The following is a 23,781-nucleotide window of genomic DNA, read 5'->3' as shown; positions in this document are numbered from 1 at the left end:
TTTTTCAAAAATTAACTCGTCTATGAATGGCTAGAATAAGAGGTGCACCAATTGCCATGACAGCAAATTCACCAATGGCAGTAGTCAGCCAAGTCCACATAATAGGCAGACCAAATGCAAGGTTGAGCTCCAGCGCAATAATAAACATCGTTACGGTAAACGCAAGGATGTTAACTAGCATCCGTTTCCAGATACTTTGAATGAAGCGGCAGCAAATAATTGTAATCGTCAAAGCAATTAAAGACTGACCCACTCCAAAGATTAAATCATAGGCTTTCATTGGCGAAAATAATAGATTGGTTAAAAAGACACCTAATAAAATACCAAAGATATATTTTTTGTTAAAAACGATTAGGTGATTAAACATTTCAGAAACTCGGAATTGAATATTGGTGAAACCGAATGGCTGAATAAGCATTGAGACAGCAATGTACAAAGCGGCCAAAATACCGTTTATAACTAGTGTTTTACTATTCATTTAGCAGGAACTCCCTTAGTTTTTTTAGCGTGGGATGGTTTCGAACCACGTTTTTTAGTGAATACTCGAAGACTAATAATATACTAGAAGGCAGCAATTAGTCAATTGGGAGTGTAATTTCAACAGTTGTTCCTTTATCAATTTCACTGTGAATGTGGACAGATCCTTTATGTGCCTCAATAATTCGATAGGTGATGGTGAGGCCTAAACCAGTGCCCTTTTCTTTGGATGAGTAAAAAGGTTCTCCAAGATGTTTAATTCTTGACTGGGTAATACCAAGTCCGTCATCTGTAATTCTTACTAAGACAGATGAGTTATTTAAAATAAATTCAACGTTAATTTTGGTGGCCATGGCTTCGATTGAATTTTTGATAATATTGATAAACACTTGTTTTAGTTGATTGGCTTCGCAGGATAGTGTCGGTAGTCGTGGGTTACTGCCGATGTAGAGTTCTGTTCCAGAAAGATGAGCTTGTGGTTCAAGCAGAACAGCTACTTCAGTCATTAATTGATGGAGATTTTGTTGTGTTAGCTGTAATTCTTGGGGTTTAGCTAGTACAAGCAGTTCACTGACAATCAAATTAATTCGATCTAATTCATTTAACATAATGTTGAAATAATCTTCGCGTGTATCGGAATCATCCTTAAGAAGCTGAATGAACCCCTTAATTGAAGTAAGTGGATTTCTAATCTCATGGGCGACACTTGCTGCGAGTTCGCCGACTACTGATAGTTTTTCTGTTTTTCTAAGCATCTTCTCAGTTTCTCTGAGGTGTGTGACATCTTTTGCGTAACAAATTACGCCGGAAATTGTGCCGTTTATTAGAATGGGAACAATGATACAAGACAGCCAGATTTCTTTACCTATTTTTGTTTGAAAACGTAAATCTCCTTTATGAATACCCTTCTTACTATGTATAACGTCAGCAAAGGACTGTTTAAGGTTAAGTTGGTCCTCTGGAGATTGAATGATGAAGTCAAAAATAGATACTCCAACTAAACTCACTTCAGATTCGCCAATTATCGCCTCAAATCGAGAGTTCACATCAGAAATTAATCCTTGTAGGTTAAGCATAAAGATAGGATCTGGATTATATTCATATAAAGATTTATATTGCTGTTGGCTGATAGATAATTCATTCTGTGCTTGAATGATATCGGTAACATCACGGCCAATTACAATGAGTGATTTTCTTGAGCCATCTTGTTCAAAAAGAGGGATTTTTGTAGTATCAAATATTCGATGTCTGCCATCTGTGAGCTGGATCACTTCTTGGCATCTTGTCACTTTTTTTGAGTTCCAAGTTACTTCGTCCGACGTTTCACAATATTCGAGAGCACTCGAGTCAGCATGTGTATAGCCGGCAAGTTCTGAGTCTGTTTTCCCTTTATAATCAACATGTTCTAGGTGAAAGAGTTTTAAGCCAAACTCATTAACTTTAATCCAATTGCCCTTCCCATCCTTAAAATTCACGAAGTCCGCCATTGTATCGATTAATGCATGCAGCCGCATCTGCTCTTCGGTAAGCTCTGAAAATTGTTCCATTTTTGAAAGATATAAATAAAGAAATATTCCCGTGCAAATTAGAAGGATGATACCAATGGTTCGGTGAATATAGACTCTTAAATATTGTTCCTGAATCAGGTTATACATAATGTAATCAATAATCAAAATCCCTGAAAGGCCTAAAATAGTATAAAAAAGTAATACTTTATATTTTGACATATTTAATCTCCTTCATCATCGCAGCTTTGAAACCATAATGGATTAGTGGCATACGTTTCTATTTTAGCAAAGTTGTCATAGTAATCCTATAGAAGAAAGTGATGAGAGAAGTGTGGGTTTCGAATCGAATTCCTTTATTTGGGTATAATTTTAAAAATGAAAAGTGAGAGTCGTGACGAGGAGTGTGACGTCTATTGCGATAAGGTGGGATAAACTGTGCATGCGACAGGCATTGTGGAACCATTTAGTTTGAAAGATAAAAGAACTAAATTATCCTCGGTGTGGAAAACACCGATGGGAGAGTGAGAGATAAATAAGGCCCGTTAAACGGGGCCTTATCGTTTGGTATTATTAGATTGTCTGGATAGCCTGCATGACTGATCCACAGGTCTTAATGGATGAAAAATCGATACCTTGCCGAACAGCATGTTGAGCAAGAGCAGGACGAATTCCTGTAATAATGACCTCGACGCCGATTAATCCAAGCATATAATGAATGTTAAAGATGTGACCGGCCACCTCACCATCCATTTTAATAATGCCTGAAAAATCAATAATCAGCCAATTGATTTTATTATCCGCGATTTTAGGCAAGACATTTTCAGTAATATGTGCAGCCCTTTCGTGGTCGATGGAACCATATAAGGGAAGGATGGCAATACCGTCCTGAATAGGAACAATTTGTCCTGCTAGTTCATGTGCCTCTATCTGAGCATCTTTTAAAATTTGGGCAGATTTACGCTCAAAGGCAAGTGTAGTTTCACTGATGCTTAAGTCTAAGAGATAGTTGATTATTTGTGTAATTTTTAATACTTCAGAGTGTGATAGATTAAATTTCTCACAGATATTGACTAAGTTATCAACTAAAATGACACGGGAAGGTGGATAACGATTAATAATCTCAGAAAGGTCTCCATCAGTAGAAGCTCTTCTTTCACCATTTTTCCTGCTCCAAGTCAAAACTTGTTTTGTGTTTATTTCTTTACCTTGTGTGATGGAATCAGCTAAACAGATAAAAAGTCCACTATACATCATTCTTGCTTGCTCGATCTCTTCAGTGGGAATCTCAGATGTAAACTCTTTTAAAATATCACTGACCAAATCACGGGAAAGATCCGCTGCATTTTCTTTAAGGTAAGCGGCCATATCATGGCTGTTTGTTGGATTCACTAATGTTTCACCTTCCTTTTTTCATAATTATACGCTTAAAAGAAAGGTGAAATCTATTGTTAAACTCTTATGACGGTTTACTAGTCGTTAAAAGTCAGGGAGTTCTCCTAAGTTATTTTCTTTAATACCGTCGGGTTCACTTCGCAAGATGTCACGTCCGTATTTCTGGAAAACATCAACATGCCCCAAGTTTCCTTCTTTGGCTTCCATTATCGCAGTTGAATAATCGAGTTCGCGGCCCGTATTCGTCTTAATAGCAATAATATTTCCATCTTCATTCTTTCTCACTGCGATAATTTCCTCTTTGTCTGATTCAGGTTCTTTAGGAACCTTTGATGATCCTGGATGCAAATAATTCTCGTATGCTTCCTCAAATTTGTCCATATCAAATGACCTCCTATATTTCTTTACACCTATCTTGAACATTTTCACCCGAAAGTATGTGAAACAGGTTTTGTCATCTTTGTGCCGTATATTCGGGAAAAGCCAGCCGACTTTTCGGCTTACTTTACCTAAAGCCTATTCCTCTGCGGCAAGAACTGTTGGCACAAGACTTGCAATATCTCTATGTACATCACATTAAGTGATTAGACTGTCAATTCATTGTCAGTCAGATAGGGAGGGATAGTATATGAGTGCGAAGCAAAATGCGAGTACATTAGAAGCGAAGACAGAACAAGAGGTTAAGCTAATGAAAGCAGCCGTAGTGAATGAATTCAATCAAGAATTAGAAATTAAAGAGGTCCCAATACCTGAATTGGCGTATGGAGAAATATTAGTCAAAATTAAGGCGTGCGGGGTTTGTCATACAGATCTTCATGCTGCGCACGGTGACTGGCCAGTAAAACCTACTCTGCCTCTGATACCAGGTCATGAAGGTGTAGGCATTATTGAAAAGGTGGCTGAAGGTGTCACTTCCTTAAAAGTTGGGGACCGAGTTGGAATTCCTTGGCTTTATTCAGCATGCGGCGAGTGTGAATATTGTTTAACTGGCAGGGAAACATTGTGTCCAGATCAATTAAATGCTGGTTATTCTGTAAATGGAAGTTATGCAGAATATTGCAAAGCACCGGCGAAATATGTAGTAAAGGTTCCTGAAGGACAGGATTTTGCTGAGGTATCACCGATTTTTTGTGCGGGTGTGACGACATATAAAGCCCTTAAAATTTCTGGTGCGAAACCAGGAGACTGGGTCGCTATTTATGGAATAGGGGGCTTAGGTCATGTCGCACTTCAGTATGCGAAGGCAATGGGCTTTAATGTTATTGCAGTAGATATTCAGGATGATAAACTAGAGCTGGCAAAAGAACTTGGAGCCGATATAACGATTAACGGCATGAAGGCAGATCCTATAGAGGATATTAAAAAGAAAGTGGGCGGTGTCCAAGCAGCTATCTCGGTAGCTGTTACAAAAAAAGCCTTTGAACAAGCGTATAGCTCTGTTAAAAGGGGAGGGACATTGGTGGTTGTCGGGCTTCCGAATGATGTTCTGCCCATTCCAATTTTTGATACGGTATTAAATGGAATCACCGTGAAAGGTTCAATTGTTGGAACAAGAAAAGACTTAATGGAGGCACTTGAATTTGCGAAACAAGGAAAAGTGAAAACCAATATTGAAACAAAACCACTTAAAGAAATTAATGAAATCTTTCAACGTATGGAAAAAGGCCAGATTAATGGTCGTGTCGTGTTAACGCTGGAATAAAAAACGAAGCAGGCCTCCCTTTGGGGATTCCTGTTTCGTTTTTTTTATGATTTCTTTACGTCTGTTTTATTCTTTTCGTTTAGCAAATAGCGCAGCTTTCGCATTGAAATATGGAGGCGTTTAGCCGCCTCGTTTCTATTTCCAAATGTGTTTTGCAGTGCCTGCTGGACCATTTCTTTGCCAATATCTGTTTCAAGTTGTTTAATCTCAGTAAGAACATTTTCGAGATTTATTTTATTGCTTGCATTAAAGTCGGCAAGTTTCTCATTACGCCACTGCTTTAAATGATTGGTCGTATTAAGAGACGGTTTTTCTGCTTTTGAAATTAGTGCAGGTGAACAAGATGATAAAACGATATCATCAGCTGAAATATCGGAGTCTTGATCCGCAAATGTGAGCGTACGGGTAACTACATTAGAAAGTTCACGAATATTGCCAGGCCAATCATAGGACAAAAGTTTATCTAAGGCAGCGGGCGAAAAAGTAATAGACTGCTGGCCGTTTCGCTCTATGAAGTGATGTATGAGCAGGGGAATATCTTCTTTTCTTTCTCGAAGTGCTGGAAGTTCTAATGTAACAACATTTAAACGGTAAAATAGGTCTTCACGGAACGTACGGTTATCAACCGCTTGTTGAAGATTATCATTCGTTGCTGCAACCAATCGAGCATTGGTTTGAAGTGTTTGACTGCTGCCTACACGCATAAATTCTCTCGTCTCTAACACCCGAAGCAGTTTCACTTGAATCGAAGATGATGCTTCAGCAATTTCATCCAGAAACAGTGTGCCGCTTCCTGCAATTTCAAAGAATCCTTTTCTTTGCTGAGTTGCTCCAGTAAATGCTCCTCTCTCATGACCGAATAGTTCACTTTCTAACAGTGATTCCGAGATCGCCCCACAATTAATGCCGATGAAGGGATCATCTCTCCTGGGACTTGCAAGATGAATAAAACGGGAGAGAACTTCTTTTCCGGTTCCCGTTTCTCCTTCAATTAGTACGTTGACAGATTTTTGTGCTACTTTCCATGTGGTCTCAACTAATTGATTCATTGCTGGACTTTTTCCGATTAACATACCTGCCTCTTTTGCAAGCTTATGAATGTATGGTGGATTAGCAGATTGCGTTCTTTTTAAGAGGGTTTCAACTTGTTTTTCAAGGACTTCAATATCATCAAAGGGTTTCTCAATATAATCACTCGCTCCAAGTTTCATAGCCTCTACGGCTGTTTTAATGGTGCTGTAGCCAGTCATGATGAGAACCTGGCAGCGAAGCTGTTGTTTCTTCAAATGCTTCAATAAGGCAAGACCGCTGCCATCAGGTAGTTTAATATCAATCATGGCCGCATGAAAGATATGAGAGGTGAAATCAATTTGGTAGAATTCGTTTGCACTGACTGCTTTATGTACAGTAAAACCCTTTAGAGAAAATAAATGAGATAAGAAAGTTCCAATTTCTTTTTCATCGTCTACGATTAGCAAATTCATTTCTGTTCACCTCCCCGTTACAATCCAATCAAAGGCAATTTGAGTATAAAGCTGCTCCCTTTTTCGTAAGAGCTTTTAACTTCAATTGTACCGTTATGATCCTTGGCAATTCCTAGACTAACAGACAATCCTAAACCGGTTCCTTTTTCCATATCCTTCGTAGTATGAAAGGGATGAAAAATCAAAGGAATCCGCTCAGGTGCAATTCCGATCCCGTTATCGCGGACCTTTACAGCAAGATAATCTTCCTCAGCGTACGTTTCAATGATTATTCGTTTCTTTTCAGCTTTTCCCATGTCTACTGCATCTCGAGCATTGAGAAGCAGATTAATGATAATTTGTTCAATCTGTGGCTGACTTCCTTTAAGAAGAGGGAGGTCATTCATCAAGGACAACTGTAGCGTAATTCGATTTTTCTCCAGCTGAAACTTCAGTAAATTAAGAACCTGATTTACCGCCTCATTCAACGAATAATAGGTAAAGCTATATTCATTCTGGCGAGAAAAAGTAAGTAGACTTTTTATGATTTCTTTGCAGCGGTCTCCGCAATTTTTAATATCTTGTAATAATATTGTATCTGTATTTTCTGAAGGGGAATTTCGTAAGAGAATTTGTGAATTTCCGAGAATCGCGGTTAATGGACTATTCAATTCATGGGCAATACCAGCTGCCATTTCTCCAATTGCTGCTAATTTTCCGCTATGGAGCAGCTGCGCTTCCATGTTTCTTTTTTTGGTAACGTTTTTAAAGTAAGCAATAACCCCATAGACATGCATATCCCTGTTTTGAATAGGGTAGGTTTGCATATCAAAAATCAGGTCATTTGTAAGATGTATTTCTTTGAAATTGGGTGTTTGGGTGACGAAAGTAGATTGGATAAGTGAATGGGCAGCAGTGAGTAAGCTTTCTAAGGAAGTGAATTCTATTGCAGAATCGTTGCACTGCTCCACTTCTAAATTTTGATTAAAAATAACGATGATGTCTTCAATGGCTTTAAAGGTTTCTACCCATTTTTGCTGAGAGTGCAGCAGCTCATTAAAAAGATGGGTCTTCTCAAGCATAATGGTGATCTGATTTGATAGTTTCCGTAAAAATCCTAATTCTTCTTCGTCCCAATCTTCAAGGTCTTTCCGGCCGAATAGTAAAACGCCTATTCCTTTCTCGTGACAATAGAGCGGCATCATGAGGATGATATGAATATCAAGACTTAGTAGTTTCTCTTTTTCTTTATAAAGAGAAGGGAGTGTGCTGACATGTTTTTGAATAATTGAGCCTTCTAGTAAGGCAAGTTCATGAAGGGCAGTCCATCCTGCATCCTGTTGCTCACAACTTTTCAAGGGATATATATGAATTAAGGATGTTTGATTATCTTTCAAAAGGATTAAATGACAGTTATCAATGACCATCAGCTGACCAAGTCTACCCATCACTTGATGAAGCATTTCCTCGATATTGAGATTAATATGGATGCTGTTTGTGATATCATTCATAATTTCCAGCTGTATATTTTTTTTCTTCAGCTGTTCAACTGTGTTTTTTAATTCAGTATAGTAATTCTTTTTGGATGACCGAACGCCTGTTAGAAGTTCAATTAAATCAGTATTCGCAGCTTGAATCGTGTACGCCTCCTTATAGTGCCTTTAAGAGCAAGTCATTTATTTGAGTTAATGACATATCACGCGGGTTGGTAATCATGCATGCGTCTTCTAGTGCAGTCATTCCAATGACATCTACCATTTCTCTGGTTATTCCAACTTCAGTGAGTGTGGAAGGAGCACCAATATCCTGAGACAGCTCTTTAACAAACTTTATTGCTTCTATCCCAGCTTCGGTATCTGTTAACGTTCTTGTGTCAATTCCCATAATATCAGCCATTTCTCTAAAGCGGCGAGGCACCGCCATCCGATTGAATTCCATTACATGCGGCAGCAGGATGGCATTTATCTCTCCATGCGGCAGTAAATATTTACCTCCAATTGAATGAGAGATTGCATGGGCTGCTCCAAGAATGGCGTTAGAAAAGGCAAGGCCCGCTTGCAGACTTGCCATTGCCATGGCTTCCTTGGCTTCAATATTACGTTTGGATGCGACGGAAGGACGTAAAAAACGAGAGACGAGAGACAAAGCATTCTTAGCCTGAACATCTGTAAGAGGAGTAGAGGCAATACTTACATAGGACTCAATTGCATGTGTCAAAACATCCATCCCTGTGGCTGCAGTTAATTCGGCTTCTTTAGTGGTTAAGGTATTCGGATCAATAATCGCAATATCAGGGACAAGTGATTTTGAGATGATAATCATTTTCTTTTCACGGTCAGAATCAACAATAACCGAAAACTGTGATACTTCCGATCCAGAACCTGCGGTCGTCATGACCATCACCATTGGAGGAAGCGGTGTATGAATTTTATCTATGCCTTCATAGTCTCGTATTTTGCCTTTGTTTGAGGAGAGAAGTGCGATTCCTTTAGCCGAATCTAAGGCACTGCCGCCCCCGACACCGATTACTGCATCGCATCCATGAGTTAAGAAATGCTTGCTGCCTGCCTCTGTTTCTGAATCCTTTGGGTTTGTGGTAGTCTCGATAAAAGTAGTGTACGAAAGCTTTGCCGTTTGACATGACTGGATGACAATGTCGAGCCAGCCGGCATTTGCGACCCCGCTGTCACTCACAACTAGAGCTTTAGTGGCACCAAGACGCTTACAGGCTTCTCCTGCTTGGTGAATTGAATTCATTCCAAATATAATTTCTGGAATGACAAATTTAGTAATCGTCATGGTTTAGGTACCTCCTTAAATACAATTACTTCTAATATTTACCAACAAGGCGGCACATTCCTGTTTATTTATAAAAAAAATTTTCCAGTAAAAAACACGCCGCATCAAAAGGAGAACCATTTCGATGCGGCGCGTCATGATGTGTATATATACATTATTTCAATTCTTGTACGATATAGTTCTTACTTACCCAGCCATATGTACCGTCATCCAATTGGATTTGGTACCATGTTTTTTTATCATTCATCATTAATGTGCCATCTTTTTTGAGGACGAGCTGCACATAGGAATTAGGTGTCAATTCAGCGAGTTTCCCGCTCGATGCAGACGCCTCTTTACGAACATTAAGATTTTGATTTCCTTCAGTGCCGCTGACCCGGCCTAAATTCTTAACGGATATTGCTTTTTTATATTCGACAAAATTAATGCTGTTGGTCCAGTATTCTTTATCAGCGACTTTAATTCGTACCCAATAGTCATTTGCTTTTTCGAGCAGAGTAAACGATGTACCTGATTTCAAAACTGTTTTTGTTGTGGAGACTGCCTGACTGTTATAGAGCGTTAACGCTTTATTAGCGACCGTTTCGATGTTTTTTGGAAACAAGTCGCTGCCAATTGGTTTACTTGGCTCGCTTGGATAAACCGTATTAATCACAGCATTTTTGTACTCTGCTTGATTATAAGGGTAGATTCTTTCCATATGCGCGGCAATCTTTTTCCCCCATTCAGGGTCACTTGCATAATAAAAGTTCATTCCTTCGCTGTTGGCAGCAATTCGGGTATTTTTCATATCCTTCGTACTGAAGCCAAGGTAGGCAAACTTTTGGTACCGCCAATCAGCTGGATTCAGGTAGGTAGCTTTTAACTGTTTGGCGATGTATTCGATACTGGCATCAATAGAATTAAAGCGGTATGACGCGATAAATGGAGCGGCGTCATAGGATCCAAAACCGAATAAATTGTTTTTCCCTAAAGAAATATCCGAGGTGCCATATCCGCTTTCATGAATCGCGTGTGCAGCTAAATATAATGGATTGACTCCATATGCATTCCCAGTTTCTATAAACACTTTCCCTTTTCCTGTTAAAACACTCATTTTGTTTTTGGGGGTTACAAATGATGATATATACTGATCAATCTGAGCTGCTGTTACTTTTGATTGTGTGCGTAAATCGATAAATTGGTACCCAGTGCGATTCATGATTGGGTCACCCGTTCTAACTTGGTTAAGCGAGTCAGCAGAGACGTAACCAGTCCTGCTGCCATCAGTGACTTTATACATTTCATTTGAAGTTCGTGCATTTGCCATAATTATTGTTGATGGTTTAAGAGTAAAAGCAGCCGATCCTTTTCCATCCGCTTTTTTATAAGCAGATACTTCAGAAGTCGTCACAAACGTTGTGTCGGACATTTTTTCTTCTGTAATCGGTGCCTCTGCAGGTGCTTCGTACTCACTGAAATCGCCGCTGAAAATATATCCGATTGTATTTTCATAGCTTATTTCGTACCAGTCGCCAATTTTTTTCTCGGTGGTATACTGGGTGCCTTTTGTAATAGTGCCTAATTTAACGAAATCAGTTCCATAAGAGGCATAGACGTTTGTTTCCATTTTAGCCTGTAGAATAGTTAGTTTGATAGACGAAAATGTTTTTTCCACGACATCATCACCCTTTAGGTAGTTTTCTTGGTCATTATACATAATCTTATACCAAATACCCGTCTGATTTACTGTCTTTTCTTTAGAAATAAAGCCATTCCCCATCGAAATGGTTCCTGTCGTTAGACTTGTAGATTCGGGAGCTCCGTACACCTTAGCTGCCTTATTCGTAAAATAAATGCCGTTTATACTATAAATCATTTCTTTATTTTCGCTAAAATCTTTAATGTAAACGTAGCCGGTAAGCCCATTGTAGCTAACGCTTAACCAATCGCCGTTTCTTTTTTTCGAAGTAACTTCAGTTCCTTTAGGAATCACCGTTAATTTCTTATGGGCATTACCATAGGATTGATAGAGATTTGTTTTCTTTTCAGATACATACTTGGTTTTGGCAAAAGAAGTAAAGGTACTTTGTGTAAGCCCACTGTCCTTGAGATAGAGTTTTTTGCCATTTAAGTAGACCCTGAACCACGTTTCACCGATGCTGTTTATGATTTTTTGAGTACTATAAAAGCCATTGTTGGCAGCTACGGTAACGGGCGTACCTTTTGCAGACGGTTTTGTATAAAGGGCAGCAGATTTTTTTGTGAAAAGATAAATTTTACTAATAGATTGTTCCTTTATGTACTCCTTCACATACCCGCTGCTTACCCAACCTGTCTTTTTAGTAGATTTATAGCTGTACGTTACCTTATACCAGCTGGTCTTTTTTTCCGTTGCCGTGATAATTGTTCCTTTCGGGATGGTTGCAAGCTTTTTGGCTTTTGTACTGGCGGACTCACGCAAAAGTAATTCAGCCATCGTTTGCAGTTGGGTTTTCTTAATTACGCTTGCTTCAGCAGAGCTGATTCCAAGGGGTGTGGCTGCAGGGAGAGCAGCTGTTGTGACTAAAATTCCTGCTGATAGAGTAAGAACCATACTCATTTTTCTCAATAAAATCATTCCTTTCGTACGTATAGATCATCTTTTTTATTAATCACTAGTAATATCGGTACAAATAAAGAATTAGTAGAGTAAAGTAAAAAGATTTTAATATACATATATAGTATGTATTTGAAAAAGGTGGAAAACAATATAAATTTACCTTTTTTTAGTATTTTAGGTTCAGTTTATTTTTTTAGTAGGGAAATATCTTGGATGTCACGAATAGAATTAAGTAGAAGTATAGTTAAAGGAGTGATCTAGTGAATGAGCCGGAAGAGTTATTTACGGTTATTCCAAATGTTATCTGTTTAAAATGCGGGAATAAAGGAGCCGTACAACCATATGGGAAGTATTATCCAGACGGTGTCGGTGAGCTAGCTGATCAATATAAATCCTTTGAAAGTGTGAAGGATAAGCCATACATGTCAGCAGCGATGGGTTTTGGGGGGACACTGCCTTCCAGATGCTTGAATTGCGGAAATACCGGTTTAATAGATATTGCAGGATTAGAAGGATACAAACAAGCCTTTAAAACCGTGCATAAATAATATTTAAGTCGGTTACAATTGCAAGGAAAAGGTAGACTAGTTTATATTTGTAATATATGATTAATAATGTAAAAATAGGGTAATAGAGTGGGGTACATATTTTTACTAACTATAAGAAAATGGGGGGTCTATCGATGAAAAAGGGTAAATTATTTACCGGTATTTTTTCAAGTCTGTTTTTGGCAGGAGCCGTGTTGAGCGGATGTTCATCCTCTTCAAGCGGCGGGGATTCAAAGGATGATCTCACACTAGAAGTCTTTCAGTTTAAAGTAGAATTCAAAAACCAATTTGAGGAATTAGCAAAAGCTTATGAAAAAGAAAATAAAGGCGTAAATATCAAGGTTTCGACTGTTGGGGGAGGTAATGACTATAAGCAGTCATTGACAACTAAATTTGCATCGGGCGAGGAACCCGCAATTTTCAATATTGGCGGACCCACAGATGTAGAGCAATTCAGTGATCGTTTACTGGATTTAGGGGAAACAGAAGCATCGAAGGCTGCGCTGGAAGGAACGCTGGATGGAGTTACGGTCGATGGAAAGGTATTAGGACTGCCGTTCAACCAGGAAGGCTATGGGTTTATTTATAATAAACGAATTTTTGAAAAGGCAGGGATTAAGGCCGAAGAATTAACGTCTTATGACAAACTTTTGGAAGCGGTTAAAACACTGGATAGTAAAAAGAAGGACTTGGAATTAGAAGCAGTCTTTGCTTTTCCAGTTAAAGAGAAATGGGTGACAGGGAATCATTTATCAAATGTTTTCTTGGCGCCAGAGTTTGAGGGGAACGTACTAAAAGCCTATGAGTCACCAACTGTGGAATTCAAAAACAGTGAAGGGTTAAAACAGATGGTCGATTTGCAGAATGACTACTCGGTACAACCGACTACAAGCTTAGATTATTCACAACAGGTAGAGGAATTGTTCTCACTTGAACGGGTGGCTATCATTCAACAGGGAAATTGGATCTATAACACTGTTTATGAGATGGACCCTGAATTAGCTGAGAAAGGAATTGGCATTATCCCGATTCCAGTTAACGGAGAGTCTAAAATGCCAGTAGGGGTGCCTAACTACTGGGCAGTAAATACTAAAGTTGATGAAAAGGTTCAAAAAGAAGCGAAGAAATTCTTAGATTGGATGTACACTTCAGATACAGGAAAACAAGCGGTGCTGGAAGACTTTAAATTTATCCCTGCCTATGAAGGCTATGATGGGACAAAGATTGCTGACCCAATTTCACAGGAAATTTATAAATATTCTGAAGCAGGAAATACGATTGGATGGGCCTTTAATGGCTTCCCGATTGGGTGGAATGAGGACGAATTCGGAGCAAGTGTTCAAGCCTATGTCTCTGGTAAATTATCTTGGGATGAATTAGTCAAAAAGAATATGGACGCATGGAAAGAGATTCGTTCACAACAATAAAATAATAAATTGAGAGAAACGGAGAGGAGTCCGCTCCACTTCGTTTCTTTCTATGTTAAGAGCTTTAAATCACTTGGGAAGGAATGGAGGGTTGATTGGATGCGAAATCGTGACTTGTCATTTTGGCTTTTTCTTTCACCAGTTCTTATTTGTTTAATTGCCGTGGTTATTATTCCTCTATTAAATGGACTGTTTTATTCCTTTACTGATTGGAACGGGCTAAGTTTGAATAAGTTTGTAGGATTGGATAACTATACGAAGTTACTCAGTGACAATGAGTTTATGACCTCGTTCTGGTTCACGATTAAGTTTTCGGCGGCGGCTATTATTGTCATAAATATTATTGGTTTAGGATTAGCCTTAATTGTAACGCAGCACATTAAAAGCAGCAGTTTTTTACGGACAATCTTTTTTATGCCGAATTTAATCGGCGGATTGATTTTAGGTTTTATCTGGCAATTTATTTTCACAAAGGCATTTGCAGCAGTTGGTGATGCAGTTGGTATTGAAGGATTGAAAGGATGGCTATCAACCTCAGAAACTGGTTTTTGGGGACTTGTCATTTTGACATCTTGGCAAATGGCTGGCTATGTCATGCTCATCTATATAGCATATTTGCAATCGGTCCCGCAGGAATTAATAGAAGCAGCCCAAATTGACGGAGCAAGTAAGTTTCAGCGCTTTAGAACCATTACCGTACCACTAATTGCTCCAGCATTTACGGTAAGTCTATTCTTAACTCTGTCTCATTCTTTTAAAATGTACGATCAAAACTTATCTCTGACTAACGGGGGACCATATAATTCGACAGAAATGGTTGCAATGAACATTATCAAATCGGCCTTTACTGATAACGCTATGGCCTATGCTCAATCGAAGGCTGTCATTTTCTTTGTAGTAGTAGCAGCCGTCTCGCTTGTTCAGGTATTTTACAACAAGAAAAGGGAGGTTGAACTGTAATGAGCAATCGCCGGATACTCTATCTGGTCGAGATTATGGGAATCCTTCTAGCCCTAGTCTGGCTTTTCCCATTTTATCTAATGGGAGTAAACGCATTTAAAGAAAAACGAGATATTTTCGCTGATACAATTGGACTTCCCAAAACATGGACTTGGGATAATTTTGTCCAAGCCTTTGAGCAATTAGGATTCTTAAATGCTTTTGGAAATTCACTATTGATTACGGGTGTCAGTACCGTCTTAATAATCATCTTTTCTGCCATGGCAGCCTATGCATTATCACGAAACAAGAGCAAGTTCAGCTCCTGGATTTTCTTCGTGTTTGTGGCATCCATGTTAATCCCATTTCAATCGGTCATGATTCCACTTGTGGCTCAATTCGGCAAACTCGACATGCTTAATCGAGGCGGCTTAATTTTTATGTATATAGGTTTTGGAGCAAGTCTTTCAATTTTTCTCTATCATGGTGCATTAAAAGGAATTCCGGAGTCACTTGATGATGCGGCTAAAATTGATGGATGTAATAAATTCCAGACTTTTTGGTATATTATCTTTCCATTATTGAAACCGATGTCTGTTACAGTCGGCGTATTAAATGTTATTTGGATCTGGAATGATTATCTATTGCCTTCTCTTGTGATTGGTGGAAATGGTACGGAAACCATCCCATTGAAATTGTTCTTCTTCTTTGGGCAATACACGAAACAATGGCATTTGGCACTTGCCGGTCTTACGATTTCCATACTTCCCGTTATTATTGCGTACTTCTTTGCACAAAAACAAATTATCAAAGGCATTTCAGACGGAGCTGTTAAGTAAATCACATCTTAAGGGAGTGTATAACAATGAAAGTGGTTGTTTGGAATGAAAATCGTCACGAAAAAACGAATGCGGCTGTATCAACGATTTATCCAAAGGGGATTCATGGTGCAATTGCAGAATTTCTTCAAGAACAAGGAATAGATGCATCTACGGCCACGTTGGATGAACCAGAACATGGACTGAGTGAAGAAGTATTAAACGAGACGGATGTCTTGGTATGGTGGGGACATAAGGCACACGAAGATGTGAATGATGAGATTGTTGAACGAGTTTACGAGCGGGTTTTAGAGGGCATGGGGCTCATTGTTCTTCACTCAGGGCATTTTTCGAAACTTTTCAAGAAGTTAATGGGGACCACTTGTGATTTAAAATGGCGTGAGGATGGAGAAAAGGAACGGATATGGGTCGTGGATCCCAGCCACCCGATTGCCGAAGGAATTGGAGAGTATTTTGAGCTGGAGCAGGAAGAAATGTATGGAGAGCATTTCGATATACCTTCCCCTGACCAACTGGTATTTCTCAGCTGGTTTGAAGGCGGCGAAGTATTCAGAAGCGGCTGTACATACACCCGTGGAAATGGCCGAATATTTTATTTTAGACCCGGGCATGAAACGTACCCAACCTATTATAATCAGAATGTTCAAAGAGTCATTCGAAATGCGGTTGAATGGGTTAAACCAGTAACGAGGAATCGACCTGAATATGGACATTCCCAAGCAATCGAGGATCTATCATCAAAGAATAAACAATAGGGAGAGAATGATATGCATAAATTGAAGGTAGGAGTCATTGGCTGTGGAAGTATTGCAAGATATCGTCATCTTGCAGAATATCAGGCACATGAAAATGTTGAAATAATTGCTGTATGTGATGTTGTCCAAGAAAGGGCACTCGAAATGGCAGAAAAATTTGGAGCAGCTGCATATACTGATTATCAGGAACTGCTTAAGAACGATGAAGTGGAAGCAGTGAGTATCTGTACTCCAAATGCCCTTCATGCACCTATGTCAATTACAGCCCTGCGGTCTGGAAAACATGTGTTGTGTGAGAAGCCAATGGCAACATCTTTAGTCGAAGCTGAAGCGATGATTGAGGCTGCAAAAGTAAATAAAAAGAAATTAATGATTGCTCATAATCAACGATTTGTGCCCTCACATGATAAAGCCCACGAGCTGATTCAGTCTGGAGACCTAGGCAAAATATACAGCTTTAAAACGTCATTCGGTCATGGAGGCCCGGAAGGCTGGAGTATTGATGGAGCCGACAGCTGGTTCTTTGATAAAAAACAGGCATTTATCGGGGCTATGGGAGATTTGGGTGTGCATAAAACTGATTTAATGCGGTTTTTACTTAATGAAGAATTTACAGAAGTGGCAGCATTTATAGAGACAAATGCTAAGCAAAATACAGATATTGATGACAATGCAGTATTTATTTTAAAAACAGAAAACGGAATTATTGGAACCTTGGCTGCGAGCTGGTCTTATGGTGCAAAAGAAGATAATTCCACCATTATATATGGGGAAAAAGGGATTATGCGTTTAGAGGATGATCCCGACCATTCATTGATTATTCATTATACCAACGGTCAAACAGTGAAGGAGAACCTAGGGGGAATTCAAACTAATGAAGAAGGAGGGCAGGAGGACTCAGGAGTCATTACTCGTTTTGTCACGAGTATTCTCTCGGACACAGTTCCTCCAGTCAACGGGGATGAAGGGATGAAGTCATTAAAGGTAATTTTAGGAGCACTTGATTCCAACAAAACCAAAAAAATCATTACATTATAAGAGGTGGACCAGCGTGGAAAAGATAAAATTGGGGATTGTTGGAGCAGGTGGTATTTCTCGTGACAGACATATCCCAGCTTTTCAAAAGCTTCAGGATAAAGTCGTTCTTTATGGAATTCAAGATATTGAGGAACTTAGAGCGAAGGATCTAGCCTTAAAAAATAATATTGCTCATGTCTTTACGAATTATCATGATATGTTTCAAGAAGTCGATGCAGTCCTCGTAGCGACACCTAATAAATTTCATGCAGAGATTACGATTGCAGCTCTTGAAGCTGGATGTCACGTTTTATGTGAAAAACCAATGGCGATTACGACGGCTGAGTGTGAAGCGATGATTGAGGCTGCAAGTAAAGCGGGGAAGGTTTTATCTATTGCGTATCATTATCGTTTCATGAGAGAAGCACAAGCTGCTAAGGTTGTCATTCAACAAGGAGAAATCGGCTTGCCATATGTAGGGAGAGTTCAAGCATTACGCCGCAGAAAGGTTCCTGGATGGGGCTTGTTTACCAATAAAGAACTCCAAGGTGGAGGCGGTCTGATTGATTACGGCTGTCATTTACTTGACTTAGCGTTATGGCTGATGGGAGACCCAGAGCCAATTGAAATTTCAGGAACTACCTATAATTATATAAGCAAGGGTCATGAGCAAGTTAATCAATGGGGGAAATTTGATTCGACAACGTTTGATGTAGATGACCACGCAACCGGCTATATTAAATTCGCCAATGGAGCTTCTTTATTATTAGAAACTTCTTGGGCAGCGAATATTCGTGGAGACGCAAACACACTAAGCCTCTCAGGAACAGATGGAGGACTTGATTTATGGCCGTTTACCTTAAATAAAGCAAAGTACGGCATGTTATTGAACAGTGAAGCTGAATGGATTCCTGGTGATGAAACGCCAGATGTCCAGCAGGCTGAAAACTTCGTTGACAGCTGTCTTGGTTACTCTGAACCGCTGGTGAAACCATATGAGGCTTTAAAGGTTTCAAAAATTATCGAAGCTATTTATAAGAGTTCAGAAAGCGGAAAGAGTATACATTTGGATTTGAAGGAGAGGGAGATTACATGAAATTAGGAGTATTTACTGTACTATTCGCTGATAAATCCTTCGAAGAAATGTTGGATTATGTAAAAGAGGCTGGGGTGAAAGCAGTAGAAATCGGCACGGGCGGTTATCCTGGTAACAACCATTGTCCCTTGGATGAATTGTTAGAGAGTGAAGCTAAAAGGGAAGCCTATTTGGAGGCAGTGCATTCGCGTGGATTAACGATTAGTGCTTTCAGTTGTCATGGTAATCCGTTGTCACCCGATAAAGCATTTGCAGATAAATGTCATGATACCTTTGTTAAAACGATTCAACTTGCTGAGCTGCTGGAAGTTCCGGTCGTGAACACCTTTTCAGGTACCCCGGGTGATCAGGAAGATGCTAAATACCCAAACTGGCCTGTAGCACCATGGCCAAATGAGTACAGTGAAGTATTGGCGTGGCAATGGGAAGAAAAACTGGTGCCTTATTGGAAAAAATGGGGGCAATATGCTGAGGACCATCATGTGAAAATTGGGCTTGAACTTCATGGAGGATTCCTTGTTCATACACCTTATACGGTACTGAAGCTTAGGGAGAAAACATGCGAAGCTATAGGCGCAAACCTTGATCCAAGTCATTTGTGGTGGCAGGGCATAGAACCAGTAGGAGCCATTAAAATTCTTGGTAAAGCAGGCGCCATTCATCATTTTCATGCTAAAGATACTTTCTTAGATCAAGAGAATATCAATATGTATGGCTTGACTGATATGCAGCCTTATAGCAGCGTGCAGACACGTTCGTGGAATTTTCGATCAGTTGGATGCGGCCACAGTATTCAAGAATGGTCTGATATTATTAGTGCTCTGAGGACATACGGATATGACTATGTTGTCAGTATTGAGCATGAAGATCCACTAATGTCGATTGAAGAAGGATTCCACCGCGCTGTCCGTAATTTGAATTCCGTTCTGATTAATGAAAGCCCAGCTGAGATGTGGTGGCTTTAATTCATTGTAGATAGCCCAAGGTTAAGCATTCCTCTAGAGGGATGCTTATTTTTCTGAAAATTTATACTCTTTATATGGTTATTAATGGAGATTCCTCTTGTGCTATGAAATAATAAATAAAAAGGTTCGAGGTGAAGGCTGTGAGGAATCACGAGATTACGAGTGTCCATCCATTATTAGATGAACGAGGAATGTTAGCGGAAGCGGGGTATTCAAAAAGGGAGCTTCTAACCTACAATCGCTTCGCCATTAAAGCAAACCCTTGGCGGATTAAAGAATGGGATTATTACTTGATCTCGAATAATGAGTTTGCGGTGGCATTAACGATTGCAGATAATTCCTATATGGGTTTAATCAGCGCTTCTCTGTTGGACTTTAAGAAACCGAGTCAACTAACGACTAGCATCATGACCTTAGCACCGGGAGGCAAAATGAAACTTCCCAGCAGTTCGAAAAGTGGGGATGCCGTATTTCGTAATAAGCGGGTGAAGGCTGAGTTCTATAATGACGGCAGTAAAAGACAGTTAAACTTTAAGATGAAGAAGTTTCATCAAACTGATGACCTGTTTGTTGAACTAGAGCTGTTCGATGAACCAGAGGAATCAATGGTTATTGCTACTCCTTTTAAAGAAGATAAAAAGGCGTTTTATTATAACCAAAAGATTAATCCGATTCGTGCAAAAGGAAAGGTACTATTTGCTGGGCATGAGTATCTGTTTGATCCCGCAGATTCCTTTGCCGTTTTAGATTGGGGCCGTGGTGTCTGGACCTATAAAAATACTTGGTACTGGGGTTCGGCTTCAGGATTAATTGATGGAGTACCGTTTGGCTTTAATATTGGCTATGGGTTTGGTGATACAACAGCGGCGACAGAAAATATGCTTTTTTATCAGGGGAGAGCACATAAACTCGATGATGTAAATTTTCAGATTCCAATTAATAAAGAGAACTCAGAGGAGTATATGAAGCCTTGGACATTCCATTCAAGTGACGGCAGATTTGAGATGACATTTCATCCGATTATTGACCGCTATGCTTATTCATCCGTACTCTTTATTTCGAGTAATCAACATCAGGTCTTTGGACGGTTTTCTGGAAAGGTAATTTTGGACGACGGCAAAGAAATTATTGTAAAAGATTTATTAGGCTTTGCAGAAAAAGTAAGCAACAAATGGTGAAACGGAACTCTTGGCGGGTCTATTCTCTTAATCAATCGATTAATTAAACTTATTTATAGATTTAATCAATCGATTAATTAAATGTTTGTATCTATTGTGAAGTCTCGGTATTTTCTCTTAATCAATCATTTGATTAAAATAGGTATGCATCAAATTAACCGTTAAATTCTCCTTAATTGGGATTGTGTTAAAAATTTTACAGTCGAGGAAAACATTGACCCGTAATTGTTAGTAGAATGAAACTTAATTATAATAAAACTTTGTTAAAATAATATGTTAGAGGTTCATCTCTTCTATTTTAAAATGGTTTGTTTAGAAGGTCCTTATAACGGGGCTATTACTTTGACTTATAGATAAGCGGGGGAAAATCAATGGTGTCTGAAAATCAATTAATCGATAAAAAATTTTATGAAACACTAGTCAGTGAAGAGCAAGCATCCTATGCTATTCAAGTTTTAGGAGAGGCCTATCTTGAGGAACAAAAAAACGAAGTTCCAGAATTAGGAGAAATCCGGTATTCGCAAGGTGAATTATATTACCACTTTAAAGATTACGAGGCTGCTATCTTTAAATGGGAAAGTATTTCCTCAGAATTACGTCCTTGGGCGAGAAAGAACAGTGCAGATGCCTATTACCAACTTGGGATGCTTTCAACAGCTGAAGATTTATATAAATCAATCGAAGCGGAAAGCTTGGTATTAAGAGCGGAAGTAGCCCTGCAGTTATTTTCATTATACATAGAGGAAGCTCGGTTTGATCTTGCTTCACGAACGATTAAAGACGTTGTCGATTTCCACCCTGATTACCCGAATGTAACGGAAGTGGCCCGTTCATTCTTTGAAGATCAACGGGATTGGAACAGTGCGATAGATTTGGCAGCTAATGAAGGAATACGGACAGGTGTCCTTTCATGGTTTGATGTCCTTCAAGGATATGTAGATTACGGGTATACAGCTGCGTTACAACCTGAATACTTCGTTCCTGTTCTGGAAACATTGCACGCTGAGGATAGCCAGCGCTTTGAAAAGTTAGTGTTGTCATTATGGGGAATTTATGAGAAACAACCTTCGTATTTCACATGGCTGAATACGATAAATGCATTCTTTATGAAGGCTGAGATAGATAAACGAAATACATGGTATGGTATTGTCAAAACATATAAGGATACGTATATTTCTTTGTTAGACGGCAGCCATTTTATTAAGGAACTGGAAGAAATTATTCCTAACACACTCACCAATTGGCTAAAGCTCACAGATAAGAATAGTTCGCTGTTTGCATCTACTGCAGTTCTTGCTTGGAATGAAATATTCCGTGGAAGCTTGGATGCACTTGTTGTACAGGAAGCTGAAACCATGCATCGAGGTGCCAGCGTACACCACGAATCGTTTACAGAAAGCGTTGAGCTTTATCAAACTATTATTCGTTGGGCTGAACAGCTTGAACTTCAAGTTGGTGAGAAAAGCAAATGGATGGTTAATCAGCTAATGGATCGTTCTGCACGAACTCTATTGATTGCAGGAATGGATCCTTTAGGAAGTGCGTTAGTTGTCAATGGTCTATCTGGTGAAGCGGTGATTTCGGAAGGCAGCGCTGCGTTTATTACGGTGAGCGACAGTCGTCAACCTGAAATTAATCAGATCAGTAATGGAGGAATTCTTCCATTACCTGATTTAGAAGCCATTGAGGAATCAAGCAATTATAGAGAATCTATTTTCGAGGTGAAGTTCCCATCTCTCTTACTAGAAGAACAGGCATTAACTTTTGTTAATACTCCCGGTTTAACAGGAAGTGCGGCTGTAAGAAATGAATTTTACACATTAACACATATGGCAGATGGATTATTAGTTACACTCGATGCACAGTCACCATTTACTGAGCGAGAGCGTGAACTTGTCTTAGACGTGAGAAAACGGACGCCTCACTTACCAATTCATTTTGTTTTAACAAACTTAGAGAAAATTTTCAACGAGCATGATGCCATCCGAATTCTTGAAGATACAGCTGACCGTATTCATGACTATATCCCAGAAGCAGAACTATTTGCTTATTCAAGTCAACATCATCAAGGTGATGCAGCCAGCTTTATTTGGCGCAATTTCAGCGGTGATCATCTTCCTGTCGATCGTACAGGCAACATGCTGTTCTACATCCGCAAAACTTTAGCAGCCCTGCTAGAGAAACGGATTGAGATGGAAAATCAACATGTTGAATCGATCAGGTGGAATGAAGAAATGGTCATTAAACTTAACGGGGCCATTCATCAAGTAACAGATCAAGAGACAGAAAATGTACGTTCCATTACCAAAGCCTATAAATTACTTAAAGATGACGTTCGGAATGACCTTACAGGAAGGATTCCTGATCTTCTTCGTGACTGTGCTAGTCTATTAAAAGAGGACAGCGATTTCCGACGTATTCATATCTTACTTAATGAAGAGATGAATGTACGGATTCAGGATTATGTCAAGAATCGGGTACTTCCTAAATTCCATGTTTCCTTACAAGATTGGATTAATGAGTCGAAAGAAGACTTTAACCAAAGTCAGCTTCTTTTAAATGAAATGGCAGAAGGTTTTAATACTCTTTATGGCGACGAACGTATTGAACTCGCCTGTGATTACCGAGTGCTTGATGACTGGAGTCGTGATGCAGAGCGGATGACTAGTATGGTGCAAGTTGATGACATGAATATTCTAATGCGCCATACACCGTCACAACTTCTCCTTAAAGGTGCCGGTAAGTTATTCGGAGGAATTACGCAAAATAAAGGAACATTATATAATCAATATAAGAAATATCTAGAAACCATGGATTATGATGATGTAGCAAGTACAGTTGCGGCAAAATTCCTGTCACAATTTGTCTTGTTTGAAAAATCCCTGGAACGAGATATTGCTATGTTCTTTAGACATCCATACAACGTTCTTAATCAACATACGGAACAATGTCAAATCGAAATTTCAGATAGCCAATCCGCACTGGATCGAATGAGAGAACTTCCAGAGTTGTATCGGGATCCAATCACATTATTTAAAATAAGATTGCGCCAATATGAAATGATTCAAGATTCTAGAAAGTAACTATCAAAAAAG

The 23,781-nt window shown here is 39.2% G+C and carries 19 protein-coding genes and 1 riboswitch; of the genes, 11 read left to right on the top strand and 8 right to left on the bottom strand.

Features of this window, described 5'->3' with window-relative positions:
• Window positions 1-4 precede the first annotated feature (4 nt).
• From WYK_RS19735 to WYK_RS19720, 4 genes are all read right to left on the bottom strand, one after another.
• The gene (locus WYK_RS19735; RefSeq protein ID WP_040376166.1) at window positions 5-478 is read right to left on the bottom strand and encodes a QueT transporter family protein; all 474 of its coding nucleotides are present in this window, start codon (window positions 476-478) and stop codon (window positions 5-7) included.
• A gap of 9 nt (window positions 479-487) precedes the next feature.
• A riboswitch (PreQ1 riboswitch) is annotated at window positions 488-533 on the bottom strand.
• Window positions 534-575: 42 nt separating this feature from the next.
• Window positions 576-2,204, bottom strand: coding sequence for a PAS domain-containing sensor histidine kinase (locus WYK_RS19730; RefSeq protein ID WP_040376165.1), 1,629 nt, complete (start codon window positions 2,202-2,204; stop codon window positions 576-578).
• A gap of 351 nt (window positions 2,205-2,555) precedes the next feature.
• Window positions 2,556-3,374 (bottom strand): STAS domain-containing protein, encoded by an 819-nt coding sequence (locus tag WYK_RS19725; RefSeq protein ID WP_051387754.1) that lies wholly within the window; start codon window positions 3,372-3,374, stop codon window positions 2,556-2,558.
• 87 nt (window positions 3,375-3,461) lie between these two features.
• Window positions 3,462-3,758 carry a DUF3892 domain-containing protein gene (locus WYK_RS19720; RefSeq protein WP_040376164.1) on the bottom strand — a complete coding sequence of 99 codons (297 nt, stop codon included), beginning with the start codon at window positions 3,756-3,758 and terminating at the stop codon, window positions 3,462-3,464.
• 307 nt (window positions 3,759-4,065) lie between these two features.
• Between WYK_RS19720 and adhP the strand changes: the two genes are divergently transcribed.
• Window positions 4,066-5,079: an alcohol dehydrogenase AdhP gene (gene adhP / locus WYK_RS19715; RefSeq protein WP_040376169.1), complete on the top strand. Its 1,014-nt coding sequence runs from the start codon at window positions 4,066-4,068 to the stop codon at window positions 5,077-5,079.
• Window positions 5,080-5,123: 44 nt separating this feature from the next.
• On the opposite strand, the gene WYK_RS19710 is transcribed toward adhP, so the two are convergent.
• From WYK_RS19710 to WYK_RS19695, 4 genes are all read right to left on the bottom strand, one after another.
• A complete protein-coding gene (locus WYK_RS19710; protein ID WP_040376163.1) occupies window positions 5,124-6,563 on the bottom strand; it encodes a sigma-54-dependent transcriptional regulator in 1,440 nt (479 codons plus the stop codon).
• Window positions 6,564-6,580: 17 nt separating this feature from the next.
• Window positions 6,581-8,053 (bottom strand): GAF domain-containing sensor histidine kinase, encoded by a 1,473-nt coding sequence (locus WYK_RS19705; protein ID WP_235782572.1) that lies wholly within the window; start codon window positions 8,051-8,053, stop codon window positions 6,581-6,583.
• Window positions 8,054-8,192: 139 nt separating this feature from the next.
• On the bottom strand, window positions 8,193-9,341 hold the full coding sequence (locus tag WYK_RS19700) for an iron-containing alcohol dehydrogenase (RefSeq protein WP_040376161.1): 1,149 nt from the start codon (window positions 9,339-9,341) through the stop codon (window positions 8,193-8,195).
• A 154-nt stretch (window positions 9,342-9,495) separates the two neighbouring features.
• The gene (locus WYK_RS19695) at window positions 9,496-11,922 is read right to left on the bottom strand and encodes an SH3 domain-containing protein (RefSeq protein ID WP_235782573.1); all 2,427 of its coding nucleotides are present in this window, start codon (window positions 11,920-11,922) and stop codon (window positions 9,496-9,498) included.
• A gap of 260 nt (window positions 11,923-12,182) precedes the next feature.
• On the opposite strand from WYK_RS19695, the gene WYK_RS19690 reads away from it, so the two are divergent.
• The 10 genes from WYK_RS19690 (at window position 12,183) to WYK_RS19645 (ending at window position 23,769) form a co-directional block, all read left to right on the top strand.
• Complete coding sequence (locus tag WYK_RS19690; RefSeq protein ID WP_040376160.1) at window positions 12,183-12,470, top strand: hypothetical protein; 288 nt, start codon at window positions 12,183-12,185, stop codon at window positions 12,468-12,470.
• A gap of 134 nt (window positions 12,471-12,604) precedes the next feature.
• Entirely contained in the window at window positions 12,605-13,897 is a 1,293-nt protein-coding gene (locus WYK_RS24670; protein ID WP_040376159.1) for an ABC transporter substrate-binding protein, read from the top strand.
• Window positions 13,898-13,996: 99 nt separating this feature from the next.
• Window positions 13,997-14,857, top strand: coding sequence for a carbohydrate ABC transporter permease (locus WYK_RS24665; RefSeq protein WP_040376158.1), 861 nt, complete (start codon window positions 13,997-13,999; stop codon window positions 14,855-14,857).
• Complete coding sequence (locus tag WYK_RS19675) at window positions 14,857-15,675, top strand: carbohydrate ABC transporter permease (RefSeq protein ID WP_040376157.1); 819 nt, start codon at window positions 14,857-14,859, stop codon at window positions 15,673-15,675. Before WYK_RS24665 ends, WYK_RS19675 begins: the two co-directional genes overlap by 1 nt.
• 26 nt (window positions 15,676-15,701) lie before the next feature.
• The gene (locus WYK_RS19670) at window positions 15,702-16,430 is read left to right on the top strand and encodes a ThuA domain-containing protein (RefSeq protein ID WP_040376156.1); all 729 of its coding nucleotides are present in this window, start codon (window positions 15,702-15,704) and stop codon (window positions 16,428-16,430) included.
• Between the two features lie 12 nt (window positions 16,431-16,442).
• The gene (locus WYK_RS19665) at window positions 16,443-17,468 is read left to right on the top strand and encodes a Gfo/Idh/MocA family protein (protein WP_040376155.1); all 1,026 of its coding nucleotides are present in this window, start codon (window positions 16,443-16,445) and stop codon (window positions 17,466-17,468) included.
• 13 nt (window positions 17,469-17,481) lie between these two features.
• Window positions 17,482-18,543, top strand: coding sequence for a Gfo/Idh/MocA family protein (locus tag WYK_RS19660; protein WP_040376154.1), 1,062 nt, complete (start codon window positions 17,482-17,484; stop codon window positions 18,541-18,543).
• Window positions 18,540-19,508, top strand: a complete 969-nt coding sequence (locus WYK_RS19655; RefSeq protein WP_040376153.1) for a sugar phosphate isomerase/epimerase family protein — start codon at window positions 18,540-18,542, stop codon at window positions 19,506-19,508. The genes WYK_RS19660 and WYK_RS19655 overlap by 4 nt, the downstream gene beginning before the upstream one ends.
• Before the next feature lie 140 nt (window positions 19,509-19,648).
• On the top strand, window positions 19,649-20,686 hold the full coding sequence (locus WYK_RS19650) for a DUF2804 domain-containing protein (RefSeq protein ID WP_040376167.1): 1,038 nt from the start codon (window positions 19,649-19,651) through the stop codon (window positions 20,684-20,686).
• Between the two features lie 371 nt (window positions 20,687-21,057).
• Window positions 21,058-23,769, top strand: a complete 2,712-nt coding sequence (locus WYK_RS19645) for a hypothetical protein (protein ID WP_040376152.1) — start codon at window positions 21,058-21,060, stop codon at window positions 23,767-23,769.
• The last annotated feature ends 12 nt before the right edge of the window (window positions 23,770-23,781 follow it).

Source organism: Peribacillus psychrosaccharolyticus ATCC 23296, assembly GCF_000305495.1.
Classification (GTDB): domain Bacteria; phylum Bacillota; class Bacilli; order Bacillales; family DSM-1321; genus Peribacillus; species Peribacillus psychrosaccharolyticus.
The sequence above is the reverse complement of the archived record's forward strand: the minus strand, read 5'-3'. Positions and strand labels throughout refer to the sequence as shown.